Source organism: Shewanella schlegeliana (assembly GCF_016765635.1).
GTDB lineage: Bacteria > Pseudomonadota > Gammaproteobacteria > Enterobacterales > Shewanellaceae > Shewanella > Shewanella schlegeliana.
Map to the genome: position 1 here is coordinate 335,606 of NZ_JAESVD010000004.1, position 21,427 is coordinate 357,032.

Consider the following 21,427-nt stretch of genomic DNA (forward strand, 5'->3'; position numbering starts at 1 on the left):
GATTTTTACTCCAAAATAAAAAGCCGACTCTTTCGGAGTCGGCTTTAGTTGCTAATAATCAAACGATTGTTCGTATATCGTCGCTGCTTACTTAATGTTGACCACTAAGCTTGCACCTTCACTCGAGGGGGCACCATCGGCACTGATGTAGTACCAACCTTCCGCTGGAGAGGCAATGATTAGACTCTCTACGTTACCGCTACTCTCAGATTTCACCTCGTACGAGTCAACTCCAGCCCATGTTTGGCTATTGCCATAAAGGTTCACATCGCCGCTGCCATGACCACTGGCTACGCTAATCTCTTCAGTACCCGCCGGAACATAGAAGTAGTAGCTTGAGTGACCGTCTGCAATACAGACGGCTTCACCGAACTCGACACCACCATAGCTATAAGGAGATTGTGTCGCACACGCATCTTCTACTGCAACCGGAGCCGTACCAGTATCAGCACCATCAGTTAAGCTCACACTTAAACTAACCCCTTCATACTCAGCAGTTGCCACAAGGCTAATGTATACCCAACCTTGGTTAGCGATAACGTTTAGCTGTTCGTCATTACCTGCTGCTGTCGCTTTAGCGGTATAAGCCGATGGCTTGGCCCAAATTTCTTGGTTGAAGAACAGGTCAACATCACCTTCACCACCTGATGTCGTGATATAAAGCGGCGTGTTATCTTCTTCAATATAGGTGTAGAAGTAATTGATATCGGTTCCTGCAACACACTCAACTTTATCGTGAGTTAACTTACCGTCGGTAATCGTTACCGCGCCGCAATGCTCGACAGGAGCTACAGGGCCATCGGTATCGGCATTATCACCTACGCCATCACCATCAGAATCGGCCCACTCACTCGGATCGGTTGGGAACACATCGCCATTGTCACCCACACCATCGCCGTCGGTATCGACAGTCTCATTGGCATCATTTGGGAACGCATCGGCGTTATCACCGACTCCATCACCGTCAGTGTCACGCGTCTCTGTTGGATCATGTGGGAACGCATCTTGGCTATCGACAACGCCATCTCCATCAGAATCAACGGGGGGTAAAATACCGCTAGCAATCGAGTCATCGTTACTGGTCACTGTCGCCAGCCAAGTGTTCCACTCACTGTTATAGTTTTGACCAATGGTATTATCGATATAGGCTAACCAGCCATCAGCATCGCCACCGCGAGCCAGCACTAATAACGCATCGACATCACTTCTGTGCTTCTCAAACAGGAAGCGAACCGCTAAATAACCCCAGCTATAGACTCGATCTGAACCACTGTCATAGGTATTAGAGAGAATTTCACTTAAGCTATAAGCTTGTGAGCGCCCCATATCGATAGCACCGTCATTACGGTTTTGCTTCGAGATATATTCGGCTAGACCTTCTGTCCACCATACCGACTTGCCAGTATCAATATCGAAATAATTAAACGCACCATAAAGATTAAAACGACCATCGAGGTAATGCACATACTCATGCTTTAAGTTCCATACCAAGATCTCATCGGTCCAAGTAGCTTCATGGGCGATAAAGCGTGCCTGATTGCCCTCTTGTGATGGCGTGCCTTCAAGGTACATGCCGCCATTATTGGTATTGATCCCAAAAATCACGCTAGCGTACTGGGCATAATCGTCGTAGCTGTCGAAGATGTTCACTTCAAGACTTTCATTCAAGTCATCAGCTACTGGCTGATAACCCGTAGCAAGCACATCATGGAACAGTACCTCTTCACCGCCCATAAGATCACAAGACGCCTGGAGCTCATCGTTAGTTAACTGTTGGGCGCGAATGTAGATGGTATCGCTACAGCTATAGTTGATGGGTAGCGCCGTTTGCTCAAGCTCCTCTTCCCAACCACAAATGCCGAACAGTTCACACTCACCCGGGTTGTAATAATCTAGGTAGCCAGCACCGTCAGCCCACTCAGCAGACATGCGCTCAAACTTGCTCATATAGAGTTCAACGCCGTCATTAAGGCGTGTTTTCAAGCTTTGCGGTAGATCCCAGTATGCTTGATACTCGTAGAAGCGACCAAACTCATGAAAGGCATCGGTGGACTCATATTGATAGTCAGAGTTAATAATATAATCAGCAGTGGCAATGTTCAGTAGCGCATCGATCAGCTCACCATGCTCCATAGCTTTGCTGTTGTAATCTTCAGCCCAACTACCGTAGTAAAGTGTGGTTAGCGCACTAGTCATCGCGGCGCGATGGCGATTACTCGCTAAAAAGTCTGCATTAAACATCTGCAAGTAATCGGTGATCACTGGCACGCTTTCAAGAATATGATCGGCGCTCGCCCATGATGTGAAGAACTCCATCAGGGTATCACCTGCAGAATGAGTGATTTCAAATAGCTTTGGGTTCTTCGAATACTCAACTAACGCACCATAAACGGCATCCGCGGCTTGGGTATCGCTATAAGTTAAATCATCATTGTAAAACTCAATGTAAAATGCGCCGCGCAGGAAGTAGAACAAGTTACGCATTTCGTAACCTGTGCTGCTGTCATAAGTTGCTGCGATGGCCGCTGCTCGATTAGCAACCGCAACCACATTCTCTGTCTGATAGGCGGCAACCGAAACGGCATCATTTCTAGAGTACAACTCAGAAATACATGAGATCTCAGCTTGTCTAACGGCATCAAACAAGGCTTCACCGCTTAGGCTAGCTAACTCACTGCTACACATGTTTTCTTCGGCCTCAGCGGCGGGACCGGATGCGCCCGTCGGCCCTTCAATCTTTTTTTCAGCCTTCCCCTTGGTAGGATGCTGGCGTTGATTTTTTTCTGTCCCTTTCTGCTGCCCAGGAATATTGGCGCCTTTTTCAAAGCGGCTCTTCAACTCTTTACCATGAGCCGCTTTAGATGATTCTTTGGCCGTTGGTGCTGGCTCAGAGGTCGCCAATACGGCGCCTGGAAAGAGGACTGCCGAACAGGCAAGCGCTAAAGCATGAACTTTAAACTTACCTCGTTGAGTTTGTGGCTTAGATGATTCTGTTGACATGTTTGACTCCAATTGTTTGCGACTATGTCCTTAAATCACCTAATGCAGGAAAGTGAGATATGGATGGCTTGTACCAACGCTGCCGCATATAGTTTTTACAGCGCTAAATGTTAACGACTTGTTAACCCTCGTTAAGTTATAATTTATACAATATTCACAATCAAGCTTAAAAATTACTCAATACCAGATTGACGTATTAACTTAAAACTACATATTTGAATTAACATTCAAGAGTCAAAGAAATGACAGATCCACCTTAAATACTGAGACTTAGGAGCAGAGATTATGAAAGTGGAGATTAAGACCGCAATCAAAGTGAATACCTATGCAGAAGTAATTAGGCATTCACCACTTATAACTAAAAGCTATTACTTAGACCTAAAGTCGAACCATTGAGAATAAATTCACTCAATCCATCCAAATATTGGTTTTACCCCATTTGCTTTATCGCGCTAAAATGAGCGCTTGTTTTCATGTTGACTTATGGGCTATGGAACTCATTTTTACCATCGCATTATTTGCATTCTCATCGGGGATCACCCCCGGACCAAACAACATCATGTTGATGTCTTCCGGGGTAAACTTTGGCGTAAAGCGAAGCATTCCTCATCTCAGCGGGATCTGTATCGGGTTTCCAGCCATGGTGCTAGCCATAGGATTAGGTCTAAGCACTGTGTTTCAAGCCTATCCACTACTACATGTAATTATTAAGTATGTCGGGATCGCCTACTTACTGTATCTGGCTTGGCTTATCGCCAACAGCAGCACCAAGATGAATGGTAAAGAAACGGCTAGTCCACTCTCTTTTATACAAGCCGCCGCCTTTCAATGGGTTAATCCCAAAGCTTGGGTGATGGGAATTGGCGCTGTTGCCACCTTCACAACCATGAGCCAAGCGTTAGCCCCTCAAGTTATGACTATCTCTCTCGTCTTTTTTGCGGTTGCAGTCCCCAGCGCCTTTATTTGGCTAGGGTTTGGAGTTGCCTTAAAGCGAATATTAAAGAAGCCAAAACAGCAGAAAATCTTCAATGTCACCATGGCACTCTTGCTTGTGCTATCGATCCTACCTATGATCGCGCCATAATCCTTTAAAGACGATAGCCCATGACTCAGTTAATGGATCCAGAATTACAAGCGTACGCAACAGAAACCGAAAACTGGGTAAAGCAGGTGATTATGAAATATAACATCTGCCCTTTTGCCCGCCGTGAAGTTGAGCGCGCCAGTATCAGGTATGCCGTCATCGATGAATCACGCATGCAAGATGTGTTGCAGGCACTGATTGATGAGTGTGTTTATCTCGATGAAAATCCAGACATTGAAACGACTCTGTTTATCATGCCTCGTGGATTCGAAGGCTTCTATCTCTATTTAGACTTAGTCGATATCGCCAACGAGCTATTGATTGAACAAGGTTATGAAGGTGAATACCAGCTCGCGAGTTTTCATCCAGACTACTGCTTTGAGGATGAGCCACAAGACTCGGCAGCGAACTATACCAATCGCTCTCCTTATCCTACGCTACACATTATTCGCGAGGCCAGTATGGAGTTAGCCCTATCGACTTATGATGAGCCGGAAACGATCCCTGAGCGCAACATCGCCTTTGCCGAACGTAAAGGCAGCGAGTTCTTTGTAAAACTACTTGCGCACTGTAAAAAAGGTCAATAACCCCAATTTAGTGGCTACCCCGAGCCTGCGGCAGCCAAACAATGATTAATTTAGATTTAGGACATAAGCTTCATGGCTAAAAAATATTACGTGGTCTGGGCTGGACGTGAAACCGGCATTTTTACTAGCTGGGATTACACGAAAAAACAGGTCGATAAATTTCCACAGGCCAAATATAAGTCCTTCCCCACAGAAGCTGAAGCTAAGGCAGCCTTTGCTAAGGCGCCCAGTTATAGCAGTGGCACTAAAAAGCCAACGGCAGGTGCCGCGAAAGCCAAAACAGCCGCCAAAGCCAGTGTCGATATCGATCTTAACCGCTGCGATCTATCTATTTTTACCGACGGTGGCTGTGAACCCAACCCAGGTGAAGCGGGCTCAGGCGTCGCGGTTTATCATAATGCCCAGCTTGCCGAGCTGTATTACGGCCTTTATAACGCCAACGGCACTAACAATTCAGCCGAGCTAAATGCCCTGCATCAGGCGCTACTGATTGCCGACAAGGCGCTCAAGCAAGGGCTGACGGTGCAGATTTTAAGTGACTCCCAGTACTCGATAAACTGTATCACTAATTGGGCTTACGGCTGGAAAGCCAAAGGCTGGAAGCGACAAGTTGCTGGAGATATCAAAAACTTAGATATCATTCAGCAGTCCCATGAACTCTATGATGCGTTAAAGGATAAATTGGCGATTCAGCATGTTGCTGCTCACGTTGGCATCGAGGGCAACGAGCTGGCCGATCGCATGTCAATTTATGCCATCGACCAAAAAGACAGTGCTTTTTGTCGTTACCCTGAGCCTATTGTACTGGCTGACATTCTTAGCCTACGTGCAGGTTAACTCCTCAACAACCTTGCTCAAAAACGCTCGGCGACACGTTTATTAACGATTATTCCCTTGGTGAATTAGGTATAACGTGTCAGCTGTGCGACAATCGCCGCCATGAAAATCTATGTCCACTTACATAAAGCCCCTATTCGCGTTATCCGTATCGGAAGACGCCGTTTTTGGCTGCGTTTAAAGCGCGACATGTTAGTGTTGAAAGATGCGCTGTCTCAAGAGAAGCAGGAGACTAAAGATATGTTAGTCGCCTATAAGCGCTATACCTGTAGACAAGCGTCAAAGGAAGAACTGATTGAAGCGAACAAGCAATTTGCCGATCTATTAAAAGGCCTAGGTCTGGGTATGTTTGCCGTATTGCCCTTTGCGCCAATCACAATTCCACTGGTTGTGAAGCTAGGTAAGATTGTCGGCGTCGACGTGCTGCCTAGCTCGTTTAATAATATGTCTGAGCGTAAAGCTAATATCAGACGCGTTGCCAGCGAAGCAAGATTACAAGCCAGCTCTGAGCAGATAAAATAGCTGTTTCTTAAAAGCAATGCTCAGCACTGAATTGCTAAATTTCCGCCGTTAGCTTTCTCCTATACCTATTGCCTGATACTCTACCCCCTAAGCAATCCTCATCTTTTAATAACAAAAAAGAGTCCTTACATGAGCAACCTTATTATCTCTGGTGCTTCTGGCATCCCTTTATCTATTTTTAACAGCGACACATTTGCCGCTTGGCGCGAACAACAAACGCCGCGCATTCAAAACTGGCTCAGTAATACCCAATTTAAAAGCAAAGGCGTAAGCTTAATTCCAGGCCCTGAAGGCGAGCTAGAGCAAGTGATTTTTGTCAGCGATAGCGATGACTCCTACTGGCTTTGTGGTGATTTGGTCAACCAACTTCCAGCAGGACAATATCAACTAAATGGCGATGAGCAGCTGATAAGAACTGCGGCATTTAGCTGGGGGCTAGGCGCTTATCAGTTCGACCGTTATAAGAAGAGCGAAAAAGCGTTACCTGTACTAGTGGTGCCAACTCAGGCTCAGGCAGACGAAGCAAATAAATTTATCCGCTCGGTATCATTGGTACGCGATCTGGTTAACACCCCTGCTGCCGATATGATGCCGCAGCACTTAGGTGACATCATGATTGCCATGTCACAGGAATTCGGTGCAAGCGTCACCCAAATTGTTGGTGATGAGCTGCTCGATCAAAACTACCCCACCATACATATGGTTGGCCGTGCCAGTGAAAACCTGCCGCGCTTAATCGATCTGACTTGGGGTGATGAGTCAGCACCTAAGCTTACCTTAGTCGGTAAAGGTGTCTGTTTCGACTCTGGCGGCCTAGATCTGAAACCGGGCTCAGGCATGCGCTTAATGAAGAAAGATATGGGCGGCGCGGCGCACGTCATCGGTCTTGCTCAGTTGATCATGGCCCACAAACTGCCTGTGAGACTGCGAGTCTTAGTACCAGCGGTTGAAAACGCAGTATCGGCTAACGCCTTTAGACCGGGCGATGTGATCACCACACGCAAAGGCATTACCGTTGAGATCGACAACACAGACGCAGAGGGGCGTTTAGTTTTGTGTGACGCACTAACTGAGGCTAACAGCGACAAACCAGAGCTGGTCATCGACTTTGCTACACTCACGGGCGCAATGCGTATCGCGCTAGGTACAGAGCTACCGGGTTTCTTCAGTAATGATGATGAGGTGGCAGCAGGGTTTACCGCATCGGGTCTTAAGGTCGACGATCCTGTATGGCGCATGCCACTACACAAGCCCTATATGGCGCTGACTGGCAGCGATATTGCCGATATTGCTAACTGCGCCACGACGCCATTTGGCGGTGCAATTACGGCGGCGCTTTATTTAGAGGAGTTTGTCGATAAAGATATCAGCTGGAGCCATTTTGATGTCATGGCCTACAATGTGCGTAAATTGCCAGGTCGACCCGTCGGCGGTGAAGCATTCGGTATTCGTGCGGTATTCGATTACCTGCAGAATCGCTTCAAAGCCTAATTAGTCTTACAAGCATACCTATCAAAGGCCCGCATCTCGGGCCTTTCCTAAAACACGGCATCCTATACTCGAACGCATAGTTATTTTAGCAGCATGTGGCATTAGCAAAACTAATAAGCTCCCCTCAAAAATCTCATCTAGTTCACAATATTAATCAATCGAAGCACTGTCGCTGCTGTGATTGCGTATTCCGTCACAATCTAATATTCAATTGTAGATATTATTCATCTCCTTAGTCCAATGTCGGATTATACAAACGAGAATAAAAAGTGAAAAAGCTAAAATTATCTATATTAATTGGTGCGTTACTTGGCGCTCCTACGGTTGTAATGGCTGATGAATTCAAACCTTCTGTTGATTTAGGCGGTGCGGTTAAAGTTAAATATTTTGTTGATGATGCTAACGAAGCCTCTAAATCAAATGGCGGTACATTTGCATTTGACGCATTAGAGCTTGATATCGATAGTCAGATCACTGAAAACTGGACAGCAAGTGCTAAGTACATTTTCAAGAACTCTTCAAGCAACCATTTCATCAAGTATGCTTATGCTGCATACAATGGTGTTGAAGATTGGCAGTTCCAGGGTGGTGTTATCAGCAAGCCATTCGGTAATAAGAGCTTCATCTCTCACAACTGGTGGGAAAGTATCAACTACTACATGGGCTTTGAAGATGAATACGATCTAGGTGCTAAGGCTATCTATAGCTCAGGCAACTGGACCTCTGAAGTGGCCTTCTTCAAGAACAGTGAATACTCATCATCGGATACCCGTGGTTACGGCGCAGATGGCTTCACAGGTTCTGTTGGTGACAATACCTACAACAACGAAGAAACCAATACGTTCAACATTCGTCAATCTTACGTTCTAGACTTTGACGAGCTAACTGTTCAACTAGGTGCATCACTAGAATACGGTCAGTTATACGACGCAGTTCACGATGACCACGGTACATCGACAGCTTACGCTGTGCACTTAGATGCTCAGTACAGCGGTTACCAGCTACAGCTACAGATGGTTGATTATGACTACGACCAGTATCAAGCGAATAAAGATGGTCTGTATGCAATGAAGATGGGCGGCGGCGCTTATGAAGTTGCAGCTAAAGGTCAAATCTTTGCTGCCAACGTCGCTAAATCTATCGGTTATGACTGGGGTACTGTTACTCTGTATAACGACTACAGCCACTTGACGCCAAATACCGATGTTAACGCTAACTTGAATGACTCTGTTATCAACACAACAGGTATGAGCATTGCTGTGTCTGACTTCTTTATCTTTGTAGACCATATCTACGGTAAGAATGCAGTATGGATTGGCGGTCAGCAAGGTCTTGGTATCGAGAACCAAGATGATGATTTCCACTCTCTATTCAACATCAGCCTTAACTACTACTTCTAGTTCTGACTGCTAGGCTACTTACTTTGTGAGTGGCCATCACGCAAGGCAATCATGAGTCTTATCCCCTCCTCAGCCTTGCGTGAACTTCCTGCTATCTATATCGCAATCGTCCTACTCAAATAGACTTGCCACAAACTTAAAGCGCCGCTTTGGCTCTGTTTCTGCCTCTGACACTATAAAACTCAGTCGTAGGTAAAACTGCAGCCCCTTATAACAGAAGCCATAAAACAAACATCAGCGCTCACCTCTATCATTTATTATCTGTGCTAATCTAGGTTTAGGCGACTTAGGTTTAGTGAGCCTTACTTAAAGAGGGAGAAGCGGGGAAAAGATGATCAGTTGCAATCAATACGATTATATCGAAATCGTCTGTTTATATCGCTATCCGATAGCACTCAAGCTTAAAAGCGGTGAAACCATTAACGGTATCGCCCTAGATACAACGCGTGACGCTAAAAAACGGGAGTGTATCAAACTAACCTACCAAGACGGCCCAAATACTGGCGCTGATGTTCGTGAAGATGATGATGCCAATAACGGCCTCGCCCTAACTCAACTGATTATCCTTGATGACATCGCAAGCCTTCACGTCTGTATCGATAATCCACATTTTCAGTCTGTCGAATTTAATTAAGTTTAACTCTCTACCGATTAAAATCCAATTATCGAACCAGGGTCATAGGGATGAATTATTTACTTTGACTAAGACACGCTCTGTTCTATGCTGTCAGCATACATACAAGAATCATCAATTTGATAACTCAGCAAATCTTAGCCAGTTTTTTATAGCTTTTAACCCGCTTTTAGTTAAAGTGGCTTAGCCTAATAACTAACTCTAATAGCTAAGCAATAGACTCCATTAATAGCAGGACGCTCAATATGAAACTTGCAACTCTCCCCCTTCTAGCACTTATAACTTTTTCAACATCGTTTTCAGCAACGACTTTCGCAGAGCCCGCTTCTGCTGAAAGTGTTAAGCAACTGATGCATAAAACTGGCGCGGGTGAACTAGGGATACAAGCCATGAATCAGATGCTACCAGCCCTTAAAAACCTGATCCCTGATGCACCAGAAACGTTTTGGAGCGACTACATGGCTGCGTTTAACCCTGATGATTTAGTGGAAATGACCGTGCCTATCTATCAGAAGTACCTGAGTGAAGAGGAAGTCCAGGCGCTAAACAGCTTCTACGACACGCCAGCAGGTAAGAAGCTCATCAAGGTTCAGCCGCTTATCATGCAAGAGTCAATGATGGCCGGTCAGCAATGGGGTCAAGCCGTTGCCCAAGATGTGATCAGCAAATACCAGATGCAAAAACACTAGTCACTGAGCACGCTTTAAAAATAATTGATCAAAAAAGAGCAGCTCAGCTGCTCTTTTTTATACTTGAATATCCTGAAGAAAATGCAACGTCAGTTTAATTACAGACTAATAAAAATGCCTGCCAGTGCTGCACTCATTAAGTTGGCAAGGGTCGCGGCAAGTACCGCCTTTAAACCCAGATTTGCCACTTCACCACGACGCTCTGGCGCCATAACACCGATACTACCAAGCTGAATAGCAATCGAGCCTATGTTGGCAAAACCGCAAAGCGCGAAGGTAATGATCACCTGAGAGTGCATCGATAGCTGCTCTTTAACTTCGGTAAAGTCCATAAAGGCGACAAACTCATTTAAGATCAGTTTTTGGCCGATAAAGCTACCCGCCTGCATCATCTCGTTGACTGGCACACCAATTAGAAATGCCACTGGCGCAAAGATATAACCCAGCAAGCTTTGCATGGTCATGCCTTCAATATTAAACCAGTTACCCACTTGCTCAAGGCCTGCGTTAAACATGGCGATCACACTGATAAAGGCCAATAGCATAGTACCAATAGCAACCGCTACACGCATACCATTCATCGCGCCAGAGGCAAGCGCATCAATCACATTGCCGTGTTCACTCTTGCTCATATTTACTTCTTGTTGATGCTCAATATTGCTAGTCTCAGGTACCAACAGCTTTGCCATCATCAAACTAGCTGGCGCTGCCATAAAGCTCGCCGCAATCAGGTATTTAAGCTCAACGCCAAGCCCTGCATAGCCACCTAATACACTGCCTGCCACCGATGCCATACCGCCCGTCATCACCGTAAATAGCTCTGAGCGAGTCATTTTAGGTAAAAATGGCTTCACTAGCAGTGGCGATTCACCTTGGCTTAAGAAGATGTTGCCCGTAGTGACCAGTGATTCTGCGCGGCTTATGCCAAGTAGCTTTTGCAAACCACCACCAATGATTTTTATCACCCACTGCATAATGCCGAAGTAATACAGCATCGAGATCAGCGCGCTGATAAAGATAACGAGAGGAAGTACGCGAATAGCGAACACAAAGCTATTGGTAGCAAGATCGCCAAACAGGAAATTAATCCCCTCATCGGCAAAGCTTAATACAGAAGCAACACCCTGACTCACAGAGCCTAGAATGTTTTGCCCCATAGGTACATACAGCACTAGGGCTGCTAAAGAAGCTTGCAAGGTAAATGCGCCCAGCACAGTGCGCCACTTAATGGCATGGCGATTTTCAGAGAAAATCCAACCACAGAAAATGAGAAAAGAAATTCCGACTAAACTGATCAACAACTGCATAATTTATCTCAATTTTTAATAGAAAGAGTTAAGTAGCAGGCGGTCGCAATTGTATAGAATATGGGGAATGCTTTAATGAAAGCGACATTTGACGTCGACTAACAAGCGTAGGAATAAACCCAGCTTTTTAGCGTCGAGCGATTTGAGTGTCCGGCCATTGATACAAGAATGAAGCACCTAAAAACTTACAAAAGTTTTGCCGGTCCAACTCCGTGGGTTAATCACTTTCCATGTAGCGGCTTGTATTAATACCAATCAGTATAAGAAGTTGCTCTACTCAGGGCGTTTTTTGGCAAACTAATTCAAGGCGAATAACTGAAAGAATGGTTATTCTCTTGTAAAGCTGTTCAACGCAGAAGTCGGCAGCCAAAAACGCTCCAGAATGGCGAGTTTTAGCAGTTCCGATGCTGTGACTCTTAAGGAACAAGAGGGAGCTTAACCCTAGTTCAACGATGCTCTTCACTCGTTGCAAACCACATGGATGTGGTGAATGTCATTAATGCAGGAGCATTTAATTACCTTGCCTCATAACCGCTAAACTCTCGCTGAGTGACCAAATCTTTATATTGATTAGTATAAGCTGGCAGTGAACGAGACGTTCTAGCCGGAACGGAATTATACGAACCAAGATAAAGATTAAAAGCAGTTAATCTAATTTAATTACAGAATGTGCTGCCCAAGCGATCAGCCTGCGAAGATAACGAGATCTCGATCACGTAAGCGAGCAACATTCTTGATTTAAAACGGCTCTCGGAGCGAGTGCTCCTCTGTTAGGGTTTATAAGGTTTTCGTAGGCAAAGGGACATAATGATGCCGAAACAAATTCCTTGAGTGATCATGGCTGTGCCACCATAACTAAAGAAGGGTAATGGACTCCCCATTACTGGCAGTAATCCGCTCACCATCCCCATATTGATAAAGGCATATAGGAAGAAGCTGAGCGCAAAAGCGGCGCTGACTAATCGATTGAATGACGATTTACATTGGTAAGCTAACCAGATCACTCGTCCGGTAATAAACAAATAGAGTCCGACTAAGAGTAAGCATCCAATAAAGCCCCACTGCTCAGCATAGGTTGAGAAAATAAAATCTGTGTGACTTTCCGGAATGAATCCAAGTTGCCCCTGCGTTGCATTCGTCCAACCTTTGCCATGCATTCCCCCAGAACCAATTGCAATCAATGATTGAATAATCTGGTAACCCGCACCAAGGGGATCGGATTCAGGATCCAAAAACTGAGTCACACGCTTTTTTTGGTAGGCTTCCATGACAAAAAACCACAACATAGGGATAGTGATCGCAACACCACCGAGAAACGAACCGATAATTTTCCAGCTCATTCCTGCAAAATACAAAACAAATAGCGCGTAGATAACGGTGAATATCGCTCCATCTAAGTCTGGCTGAATAAATATCAAGCCTGCAGGAATTGAAGTGACCAGTAGACAGATGATGATTTTTTTAATGTCTGGACGTCCACCTTCGGCAACTAAAATCCACGCTACCATCAAAGGGATAGCCACTTTGACCAACTCTGATGGCTGGAATCGAATTGGACCAATAACCAACCAGCGTTGAGAACCGTTAGTGCTATCACCTGCAAAAATGACTCCGAGCAGGAGAAGTACCGCTGAAGCATATAGATAAGGGGTCACTCGTTTATAACTTAGCGGTGAGATAACTGACATGACAACAATAGCGCCGATCGCAATAAAGGCTCGGATAAGGTGTCGCTCTAATATTGATTCACTGAAACCACTCGCGCTCCACACTGTGAGTGAGCCAAGCAGAATCAACAATGAAATAGCAAGTAATAAAGGGAAATCAACTCGTGGTGTGTATTTAAACATATCTATCTTCATTCAACATAAAACATCAAGCAGAGAAGCAAGCTGAGAGCTAAGCAAACTGGTGATTATAATGCGGGGAGTATAAACGGTTTTTTTATTATTAAAATCAGCTTATTTAAGTTAATTTTTATCCATATTCTGCCGCTCTACAGTTTAAACTCCTATTTGGTGATTTAGATGATCTATTCAGGCTCACAAACAGCCAGCTAAGTCGCTACCGTTTTGAGTCTCAAAGCCGAGAGTAGCCTCCATTAGTCGTGGGATATTATGCTTGTGCTAGACGAGAAGCACGTTTAAACCTCTTAACAGAAGCACAAACTTCATCGATATGCCATTGATAATGGATGAAAGTGTTAAGAGCATGCATTGATATGAGCGGATGCGACAGCATCCGGTCATTGTGTGAACATCACTATTTTGAACATTGGCTATTTTGAGCACCTGCTATTTTGAAGAGCAGGCTATAGCAGGTGCACTCAAGACTAGCTTATCGGTGACTTAAAGCCCTCAGGCTTTAATGCCACTAATGAGCACTTAATTGATTGCAATATATTCTCAGCGGTATTGCCGATAACAAAGCCGGGGATCCCCGTCCTTGCCAAAGTGCCCATGACTAAGATATCGATCTCTTTCTCGTTGATGAACTGAGGGATTTGGACATCTGCAGCGCCTTGCAGATGGTGAATAACAATATCACCACCAATGCCAGATTGTTCGATAAGGCTGTCTAATGCTTTGCGATGATTGACTCTTGAGGCATCGAGTTCAGCATCAAGTTCATCTTGGTCAATTTTAATCCAGAGGCTGTTTCTCAAGTAGCTTTCTAGTTTATATTCCCAACAGGATAAAATATGTAGGCGATAGTCACATCTGTTGGCTATATCGCGGGCTAACTGAAGCATTCTAATTGAGAGTGCGTTTTCTTCAAGGCTGGTACTTATAGGATCTATCGCTACTGCAACCTGCCTTTTGTCCAGCGGTTGATGGGCTAAACGATTAAGCCAAACTGGGCATGGGCATTTGCGCAGCAATGTCATATCGAGAGCCTTGAAGCCTTCACCGGAACCATCCAATGGTTCGGCATCCTTAATCAACAGATCATGCTCATGCTGTAGGATATTTTTTATGATGTTTACCGCAGGTTTTTCGCCACTAAAGACTTCCAGAGGCAGGGGAACATCCGCCTCTGCAATATGATTTTCTTGCCTGCTTTTATCTATCTGTTGATTGACTGTTTGTCGCAGCGCATTTTCATAGGTGTCTTGATATTGCGTATTTATTTTGTGTGAACTCGGTGAAAATGCAGGGCAAACAATCAAGCCTTTCACCTGTGCATTATTGGCCTGAGACAGTCGCAACGCTTGCCCTATGGAGTCACTGTCACTAGGCAATCCCTGACTAACAAATAATATTTTCTTAAAGACTTTCATCTCTACCTCCGTGATATGGAGCAGGTTAAGGACTGGCGTTGAGTTTTAAAATGTCTCGCTTTGTTTATTGCTAGCGATGAAAAACACTGCTAAACGCAACAGATCCTTTCAAGTATTGTTCTACACAGGAAAATTTGCCAATCTGAGAGTGAAATATGCAGTGTAAAATATGAAGTATAAATTAAGGCTAAATAGGTAGAGTCCGTTGAATAGGGTTCGCTATCCATCTATATGCTTTTAAGCTGAGCGAGGCTGCTACAATTTGCACGACTCTTGTCAGAGCGAAAGATTGCTCTACATTCAAGCTTAGAGAGTCAGTTGCTATAGAGGGGTAAGGAGTTGAGTTGAGTGAGTTGAGTTTACTTTTCAGTAATACAAAAAAGGATTAGCACTGCAGCTAACCCTTGTTCATTTTTCACTGCTGTTTGTTCGTTGCGAATTGTTCACTACAGAATCAATTACTCGTAGTCAGAAGCGTAAGTTTCTTCGTAAGTGTGCGAGTAAAGCTCAAACAAGTTTCCAAATGGATCTTCTAGATAAACCATTTTTGCTTGTTTGTTATCATCTTCAGGGTGGTAACGCATAATATCCATACGCACTTTGCCACCAAACTCTTCAGTACGCTTAATCACGCCTTCAAAGTCATCAGTTTGAAGACAGAAATGGAAAATACCGATACGAGAGAAATCCACTTCATGGCGCTCTTGACGATCAACCATCTCGAACAGCTCAACGCCGATCCCATCAGTTGTCACCAAGTGAGCAATATTAAAACCTTTAAAACCTTCCCCAAAAACAGCGATACACATTCTGCCAATGGCGGTCTCACGCTCTTCAACAACAGGCGTGTTACCCATAACCACTTTTAAGCCGAGTGCTTTAGTGTAAAACTCAACCGCTTTATCCATATCGCCGACCATGATCCCAACGTGACTCATTTTCATCATTTTGCTCCACATTCAAAAGTTATATTGGTTACTCATTTCGATGGAGAAAGTATAAGGCGAGGGTTTAAAAATATTAAATTATCAATACTTATCCATATGATAATTTTTTATTATGAACTCTCTTCAGCTTACTCATCCTTACTGTTTTGTAAACGTAAAGCCACTTCGATGGTGAGATGAGGGTTTCTGTGAGCCTACTAGCCTATGACAAAATCAATAAGACTCGCTTAACTCACTTTTGGACAAAAGTAAGTTGGAGTTTGCAGCTCGACTACCTCTTAAAGGGAAATCAAACTTCGTTTGATAACAAAGTCCACAAAGACTCGATATATTTTTTGCTGAGAGTGGCATCCAACAAAAGTGGTTCCAATGGCCTGCACCAGCTGCAGCATATGGATGTGCAAATGTCGTGATCACAAGGGTGTGAGTCAACGACCGTATGTGCAGACACTTCTGAGACTCGCTGCAAGCACGTCTGACCTCCATGGATGGAGGTCAGACAGGGTTCGATATCCATATCTAAGAGGCTGTTGAGCATCCATGCTCATCCTATATTCTTCATTCTTATTAGCTATTCTGCCCTTTACAAGAACTGAATATGTCTAAACTGTTTTTATAATCACTCGTTTCAACTTCCATCACGCCTAATATAGAGTGGAAGATATTGTCATGCGAATATTGATTATTATCGGCTTCCTTTTTAATACACTCACGGTTAATGTTTCTCGTTTCTTTGAAACCTTCTGACATCCATACCATCAATGGTACTTTCGTTTGGTAGTCAGGGGCAAAACTATAAGGCATACCATGCAAAAACATGCCATTCTCACCAAGAGATTCACCATGATCAGATATGTAAATAAGTGATGTATTGTACTTATCTTCAAGTTTCTCTAACTTTGAGATAACATTGCTGACCACATAATCGGTATACAAAATTGTATTGTCGTATGTATTAACAATCTCTTCTATGGAGCAATTTTCTATATCACTTCTAGGACAATCTGGTTTAAATTTTGTCATCTCTGCAGGGTAGCGCTTATAATATGTCGGCCCATGGCTTCCCATAATATGAAGAATAATCATTCTATTCCCTTCAAGAGAATCAATATCTTGCTCAAGGTTGTCCAGTAAAGCCATGTCGTAGCATGTCGTACCATCACAAAACTCATTTTTATTTGAACGTTCAATGGTTACTTTATCGATGCGAGCAGCGACATTCTTATCTCCGCCATCATTTTCTTTCCACAGTAATGCGATATTGGCACGTTTTAAGATATCCAATAAATTATCTTGATTATCAGCAACATCTCGATTGAATTCATTTTTCGTCATCGATGAAAACATACAGGGAACTGAGACTGCAGTGGCCGTGCCGCATGAGCTTACGTTTTTAAATGAAATGATACCGAGATCGCGGGTGTATTCATTGGTATCTCTAGGGTAGCCATTTAATTCGTAGTTTTGTGAACGTGCTGTTTCACCTACAACAAGTACCATTAACGTTGGTTTCTTTTTGGATGCTGCGAGAGTTGAATCCGTCTGTTTTGCATCCAATCCAATTTGGCGATATTCAAGCGGAACCGAAAGAAAGGTTTTCCAAATATAATCAGTAGTGCTGTAGACAAACTGAGTGGGAATAATTGCTTTTTTCAAATAACGATTGTTACGACCAACCGATGAGTAGTCTTGATAATATAGTGCTGCAATCACCGCGATTACAACCAATGATAGTGCCATCGAAACTAGCTTCATCGAAAGCATTTTAGCCGGACTCTGTTTAATTCCTATGGGGATCATGAACACAATCAATGCGGGGATGATGCCCATTAACACAACCCACAGAACAGAATAACTACTTAGATAAGATCCCGCTTCACCCGAATCCGTTTCCACAATATTAGTAATCATATTGTAGTCAAAGAGTGTTCCATAATTATAACCGGCATAACTCACAATGCTGGAAAGAATCAGCAAGATGATAAAAAAAGGTTTAGCTATAACAGGCCAACTAAATAAATTAAAAAGAAAATTTAATGTAGCCCCAAAAAATATTGGAATTGATAGTACAAAGCCAATTTTAACTGCATCAATATTATTGAATATTGCGTACAAATCAGCATAGATAGGAATATTGACAACCAATGAGAAGTAGATTGCGAGTATTAAGGTGAAGAGCACATAGGATACGCCAGACTTAAAGGGGCGTTTCATCAAATGACTCACATTATTAGGTACTTTATACAAGGGAGTTTCCAGCAGTGTTATCTATTTTCCAGCAGACATCATCACCATTTTGACTAAACTGTCAAATGATTATGATATATTTATCTACCAAAAATCATAAGCGACAGGTAAATACGTTGCAGAATCCCTCTTTATTGAACAATGCCTCTGTAAGACAAAGTTCGCCTCTATCCTTGCATCCTAAAGACCTGCTAAAGGCGACCTAATGAAAGCGTTGTAAATTGGCATTGTCTAAGACTCCCCTCGTTTATCGTCACGAATAGATTATTCACAACCATGAAGTGACAAGTTCAAACACTCTTTCCTGTAGCAATCGCTCAGACAAAATATGACCAGCCTTCATTTGAGGCTAAGAAACTTTTTCAGCCACAACGTCTGATTCTTGCTTCAACAAAAGCTGCCATCCATGGCACTCTAGTAAACAAAAGACATAAGTGCTCCAGGCACAAAAAAGCCCGATTTCTCGGGCTTTTTCTTTCATAAAGCGATAAACAAGCTCTATCAGTTAAGTCTCTCAATTAGATAAGAGACAAGGTCTATAAAAATTAACCTTCGATACCTTTACTCGCTAGGAACTCATCATAAGTTCCTTTGAAATCATTCACGCCATTTGGTGTGATTTCAATGATACGGTTCGCTAGTGATGATACGAATGCACGGTCATGACTGACGAATAGTAGTGTACCTTCGTACATCTCTAACGCGTTGTTCAATGACTCAATGGATTCCATATCCATGTGGTTGGTTGGTTCATCGAGTAGCAAGATGTTTGGCTTTTGCATGATTAGCTTACCAAACAACATACGGCCCTTCTCACCACCAGATAGAACTTTAACAGACTTCTTAATGTCGTCTGAACCAAACAGCATACGACCTAAGTAACCACGTACTGATTGATCGTCATCTTCTGGTTTGCGCCACTGACTCATCCAGTCAAACAACGTCATGTCGTTAGCGAAATCAGACTCGTGGTCCTGTGCATAGTAACCAATCGCAGAGTTTTCAGACCACTGAATCGTGCCCGAATCTTGTGGGATATCGTGTACTAGGGTACGTAGCAAGGTGGTCTTACCCACACCATTGTCACCCAAGATAGCGATACGCTCGCCCACTTCGGCAATAATGTTTAAATCTTTAAATAACGGCTTATCGAAGCCTTTAGACAAATCTTCAACCACTAGCGCGTTACGGAACAATTTCTTCTCTTGTTCGAAACGGATGAATGGGTTAACACGGCTAGACGCTTTAACTTCATCAAGCTTGATCTTATCGATTAGCTTAGCACGTGACGTTGCTTGCTTAGCTTTAGAAGCGTTAGCAGAGAAACGTGCAACGAAGCCTTGAAGCTCAGCAATCTGTGCCTTCTTCTTAGCGTTATCAGACATCAAACGCTCACGCGCCTGCTGTGCCGCCATCATGTACTCATCGTAGTTACCAGGGAATACACGAAGCTCGCCGTAATCCAAGTCAGCCATATGGGTACAAACAGAGTTCAAGAAATATCTATCGTGCGAGATGATAATCATGGTGCTGTTACGTTGGTTTAGCATCTCTTGCAACCAGCGAATGGTGTCGATGTCCAAGTTGTTGGTTGGTTCGTCAAGTAGCAGTACATCTGGGTCGCTAAATAGTGCCTGAGCCAAAAGCACACGTAGCTTGAAGCCCGGTGCGATTTCGCTCATAAGACCGAAGTGCTGCTCAACACCGATACCTACGCCCATTAACAGTTCACCCGCACGAGATTCAGCGGTATAACCGTCCATCTCAGCGAATTCCATCTCAAGCTCAGCAACCTTGATACCGTCTTCTTCAGACATTTCAGGAAGCGAGTAAATACGATCACGCTCTTGCTTTACCTTCCAAAGTTCAGCGTGGCCCATGATTACGGTGTCAACAACACTGAACTCTTCGTAACCAAACTGGTTCTGACTTAGCTTACCTAAGCGCTCGTTCACATCGAGTGAAACGTTACCCGCTGTTGGCTCTAAATCACCAGCAAGGATCTTCATAAAGGTTGATTTACCACAACCGTTCGCGCCGATCAGACCGTATCTGTTTCCGCCGCCAAACTTAATTGAGATGTTTTCAAACAGTGGCTTAGCGCCAAACTGCATGGTGATATTCGCTGTTTGTATCAAAGGTTTATTCCCGTAAAAAGCACTTACTTAAAAATATTGCGCATATGATACCACGAATACGCTTGCCAGAAACCAACTGTCTTCAGGATCAAAGAGGAGAGAGAATCATATTATGGTTGACTGAATCCAAATATTGGACATAGAAGTTCATGCTATTTGCTTTAGCACACTTCGGTTTCTATTAGTTCTAGTTCTCATTTAATAAGATCTAAAACTAACCAACAACGCATTGACAGAACATTACGCATTCTATACAGCTTACGTAAAACACAATACTACGTAAAGGTGGAATATGGAATTCAGATATCCAGTAGCAGTTGCAGAAGCAAATACAAGAGCCTTAAACACTCTTACGAAAAACTTAAACGACTCAGAGGCTGGTCGGGAAGTTTTTAATAAAATTTTAATCGAGTTGGGTAACTCAGTTGAAAGATACCCAAATTGGCACCCTATTTTGACGCTACCACCGCATAAGCATCAGAAAACAGCTTCATCTATATCAGAGTTAAAAGCCTATGCCGGAATTGATCATACAGTTCTATTTGTAAAAGGTTTTGTAACATGTCCTTACTCTGAGGATGAAGCAAATCAACTGGTAAAGTCTGTAAATGCAATTCAAGGCCTTTTTGCTGAACGCTTACAAACCCCTTTATATAGTGATTATGCGTACCCAGTGGTAATTCAGGCATCAGATATTGAGCTAGAAGCTGATGGTACGATCCGAAGCCGTGATGCACTTGCATGGTGCACACAACACTTAGTAAAGAATGCGCAAAACGCGGAAGTCGCAGAAACGTGGTGGAGTATGAGATCATGTATATTAGGACATCCACACGGCTCTCGTTCGTCATTGCTTGTAAATCAGCATACAGGGGGACACATGCGGAAAATTCTAGAAGCATTAAATAATAGTGGTATGTATGGTCCAATTAGAGAATGGTCATTAGAAATGCTCTCGGAGAAAAAGAGAAAAGCAATTAGTGAAACCCTAATTCGTACCGCAATTAACTGTTGGGAAAAAAGTTGTAATAATTTTGAGTTTGAACTGCGGGGAGAAACCTGTAAAGCGGAGATTAGGGACACATGGAATGACGGTGATGAACTTTCTGTGCGAGTTATGATCGGAGATTATGACCTATGTGTGTCAGGTTTTTCTATCCTAAAAAAGATCTCTTACAATCTAGCGACCCAAATGGCAAACGTACATTAGCTGAAAAATTCTTGTAACTATTCATATCTACATATCAAAGTGGTCTAGTTGAAT

Annotated in this window: 16 protein-coding genes; 9 read left to right on the plus strand and 7 right to left on the minus strand. The window is 43.6% G+C overall.

Annotated features, from left to right (window positions below; all coding sequences use genetic code 11):
• Positions 1-87: 87 nt before the first annotated feature.
• Complete coding sequence (locus JMA39_RS09180) at positions 88-3,000, minus strand: M9 family metallopeptidase (RefSeq protein ID WP_202721574.1); 2,913 nt, start codon at positions 2,998-3,000, stop codon at positions 88-90.
• A gap of 490 nt (positions 3,001-3,490) precedes the next feature.
• On the opposite strand from JMA39_RS09180, the gene JMA39_RS09185 reads away from it, so the two are divergent.
• The 8 genes from JMA39_RS09185 to JMA39_RS09220 all read left to right on the plus strand — a co-directional run bounded on the left by JMA39_RS09185 (position 3,491) and on the right by JMA39_RS09220 (position 10,244).
• Positions 3,491-4,084 carry a LysE family translocator gene (locus JMA39_RS09185; RefSeq protein ID WP_202721575.1) on the plus strand — a complete coding sequence of 198 codons (594 nt, stop codon included), beginning with the start codon at positions 3,491-3,493 and terminating at the stop codon, positions 4,082-4,084.
• A gap of 20 nt (positions 4,085-4,104) precedes the next feature.
• Positions 4,105-4,671 (plus strand): DUF1415 domain-containing protein, encoded by a 567-nt coding sequence (locus JMA39_RS09190; RefSeq protein WP_202721576.1) that lies wholly within the window; start codon positions 4,105-4,107, stop codon positions 4,669-4,671.
• A 72-nt stretch (positions 4,672-4,743) separates the two neighbouring features.
• Positions 4,744-5,508: a ribonuclease H family protein gene (locus JMA39_RS09195; protein ID WP_202721577.1), complete on the plus strand. Its 765-nt coding sequence runs from the start codon at positions 4,744-4,746 to the stop codon at positions 5,506-5,508.
• A 102-nt stretch (positions 5,509-5,610) separates the two neighbouring features.
• Complete coding sequence (locus tag JMA39_RS09200) at positions 5,611-6,030, plus strand: hypothetical protein (protein ID WP_202721578.1); 420 nt, start codon at positions 5,611-5,613, stop codon at positions 6,028-6,030.
• A 129-nt stretch (positions 6,031-6,159) separates the two neighbouring features.
• Positions 6,160-7,521 carry a leucyl aminopeptidase family protein gene (locus JMA39_RS09205; RefSeq protein WP_202721579.1) on the plus strand — a complete coding sequence of 454 codons (1,362 nt, stop codon included), beginning with the start codon at positions 6,160-6,162 and terminating at the stop codon, positions 7,519-7,521.
• 269 nt (positions 7,522-7,790) lie between these two features.
• Positions 7,791-8,921: a hypothetical protein gene (locus tag JMA39_RS09210; RefSeq protein WP_244999880.1), complete on the plus strand. Its 1,131-nt coding sequence runs from the start codon at positions 7,791-7,793 to the stop codon at positions 8,919-8,921.
• Positions 8,922-9,252: 331 nt separating this feature from the next.
• Entirely contained in the window at positions 9,253-9,555 is a 303-nt protein-coding gene (locus JMA39_RS09215) for a Rho-binding antiterminator (RefSeq protein ID WP_202721580.1), read from the plus strand.
• A 245-nt stretch (positions 9,556-9,800) separates the two neighbouring features.
• Positions 9,801-10,244, plus strand: coding sequence for a DUF2059 domain-containing protein (locus JMA39_RS09220; RefSeq protein ID WP_202721581.1), 444 nt, complete (start codon positions 9,801-9,803; stop codon positions 10,242-10,244).
• A 98-nt stretch (positions 10,245-10,342) separates the two neighbouring features.
• Here the strand turns inward: JMA39_RS09220 and JMA39_RS09225 are convergent, their stop codons facing one another.
• The 6 genes from JMA39_RS09225 to JMA39_RS09250 all read right to left on the minus strand — a co-directional run bounded on the left by JMA39_RS09225 (position 10,343) and on the right by JMA39_RS09250 (position 20,163).
• On the minus strand, positions 10,343-11,551 hold the full coding sequence (locus JMA39_RS09225) for a NupC/NupG family nucleoside CNT transporter (RefSeq protein ID WP_202721582.1): 1,209 nt from the start codon (positions 11,549-11,551) through the stop codon (positions 10,343-10,345).
• Between the two features lie 770 nt (positions 11,552-12,321).
• On the minus strand, positions 12,322-13,401 hold the full coding sequence (gene rodA, locus JMA39_RS09230) for a rod shape-determining protein RodA (RefSeq protein ID WP_237732742.1): 1,080 nt from the start codon (positions 13,399-13,401) through the stop codon (positions 12,322-12,324).
• A 482-nt stretch (positions 13,402-13,883) separates the two neighbouring features.
• Entirely contained in the window at positions 13,884-14,831 is a 948-nt protein-coding gene (locus tag JMA39_RS09235; protein WP_202721584.1) for a universal stress protein, read from the minus strand.
• A 458-nt stretch (positions 14,832-15,289) separates the two neighbouring features.
• Entirely contained in the window at positions 15,290-15,775 is a 486-nt protein-coding gene (locus JMA39_RS09240) for a VOC family protein (RefSeq protein WP_202721654.1), read from the minus strand.
• Positions 15,776-16,345: 570 nt separating this feature from the next.
• The gene (locus JMA39_RS09245; protein ID WP_237732743.1) at positions 16,346-17,992 is read right to left on the minus strand and encodes a phosphoethanolamine transferase; all 1,647 of its coding nucleotides are present in this window, start codon (positions 17,990-17,992) and stop codon (positions 16,346-16,348) included.
• A gap of 578 nt (positions 17,993-18,570) precedes the next feature.
• Positions 18,571-20,163, minus strand: coding sequence for an ABC-F family ATPase (locus tag JMA39_RS09250; protein WP_202721585.1), 1,593 nt, complete (start codon positions 20,161-20,163; stop codon positions 18,571-18,573).
• Positions 20,164-20,455: 292 nt separating this feature from the next.
• On the opposite strand from JMA39_RS09250, the gene JMA39_RS09255 reads away from it, so the two are divergent.
• Complete coding sequence (locus JMA39_RS09255; RefSeq protein WP_202721586.1) at positions 20,456-21,373, plus strand: hypothetical protein; 918 nt, start codon at positions 20,456-20,458, stop codon at positions 21,371-21,373.
• Positions 21,374-21,427: the final 54 nt, after the last annotated feature.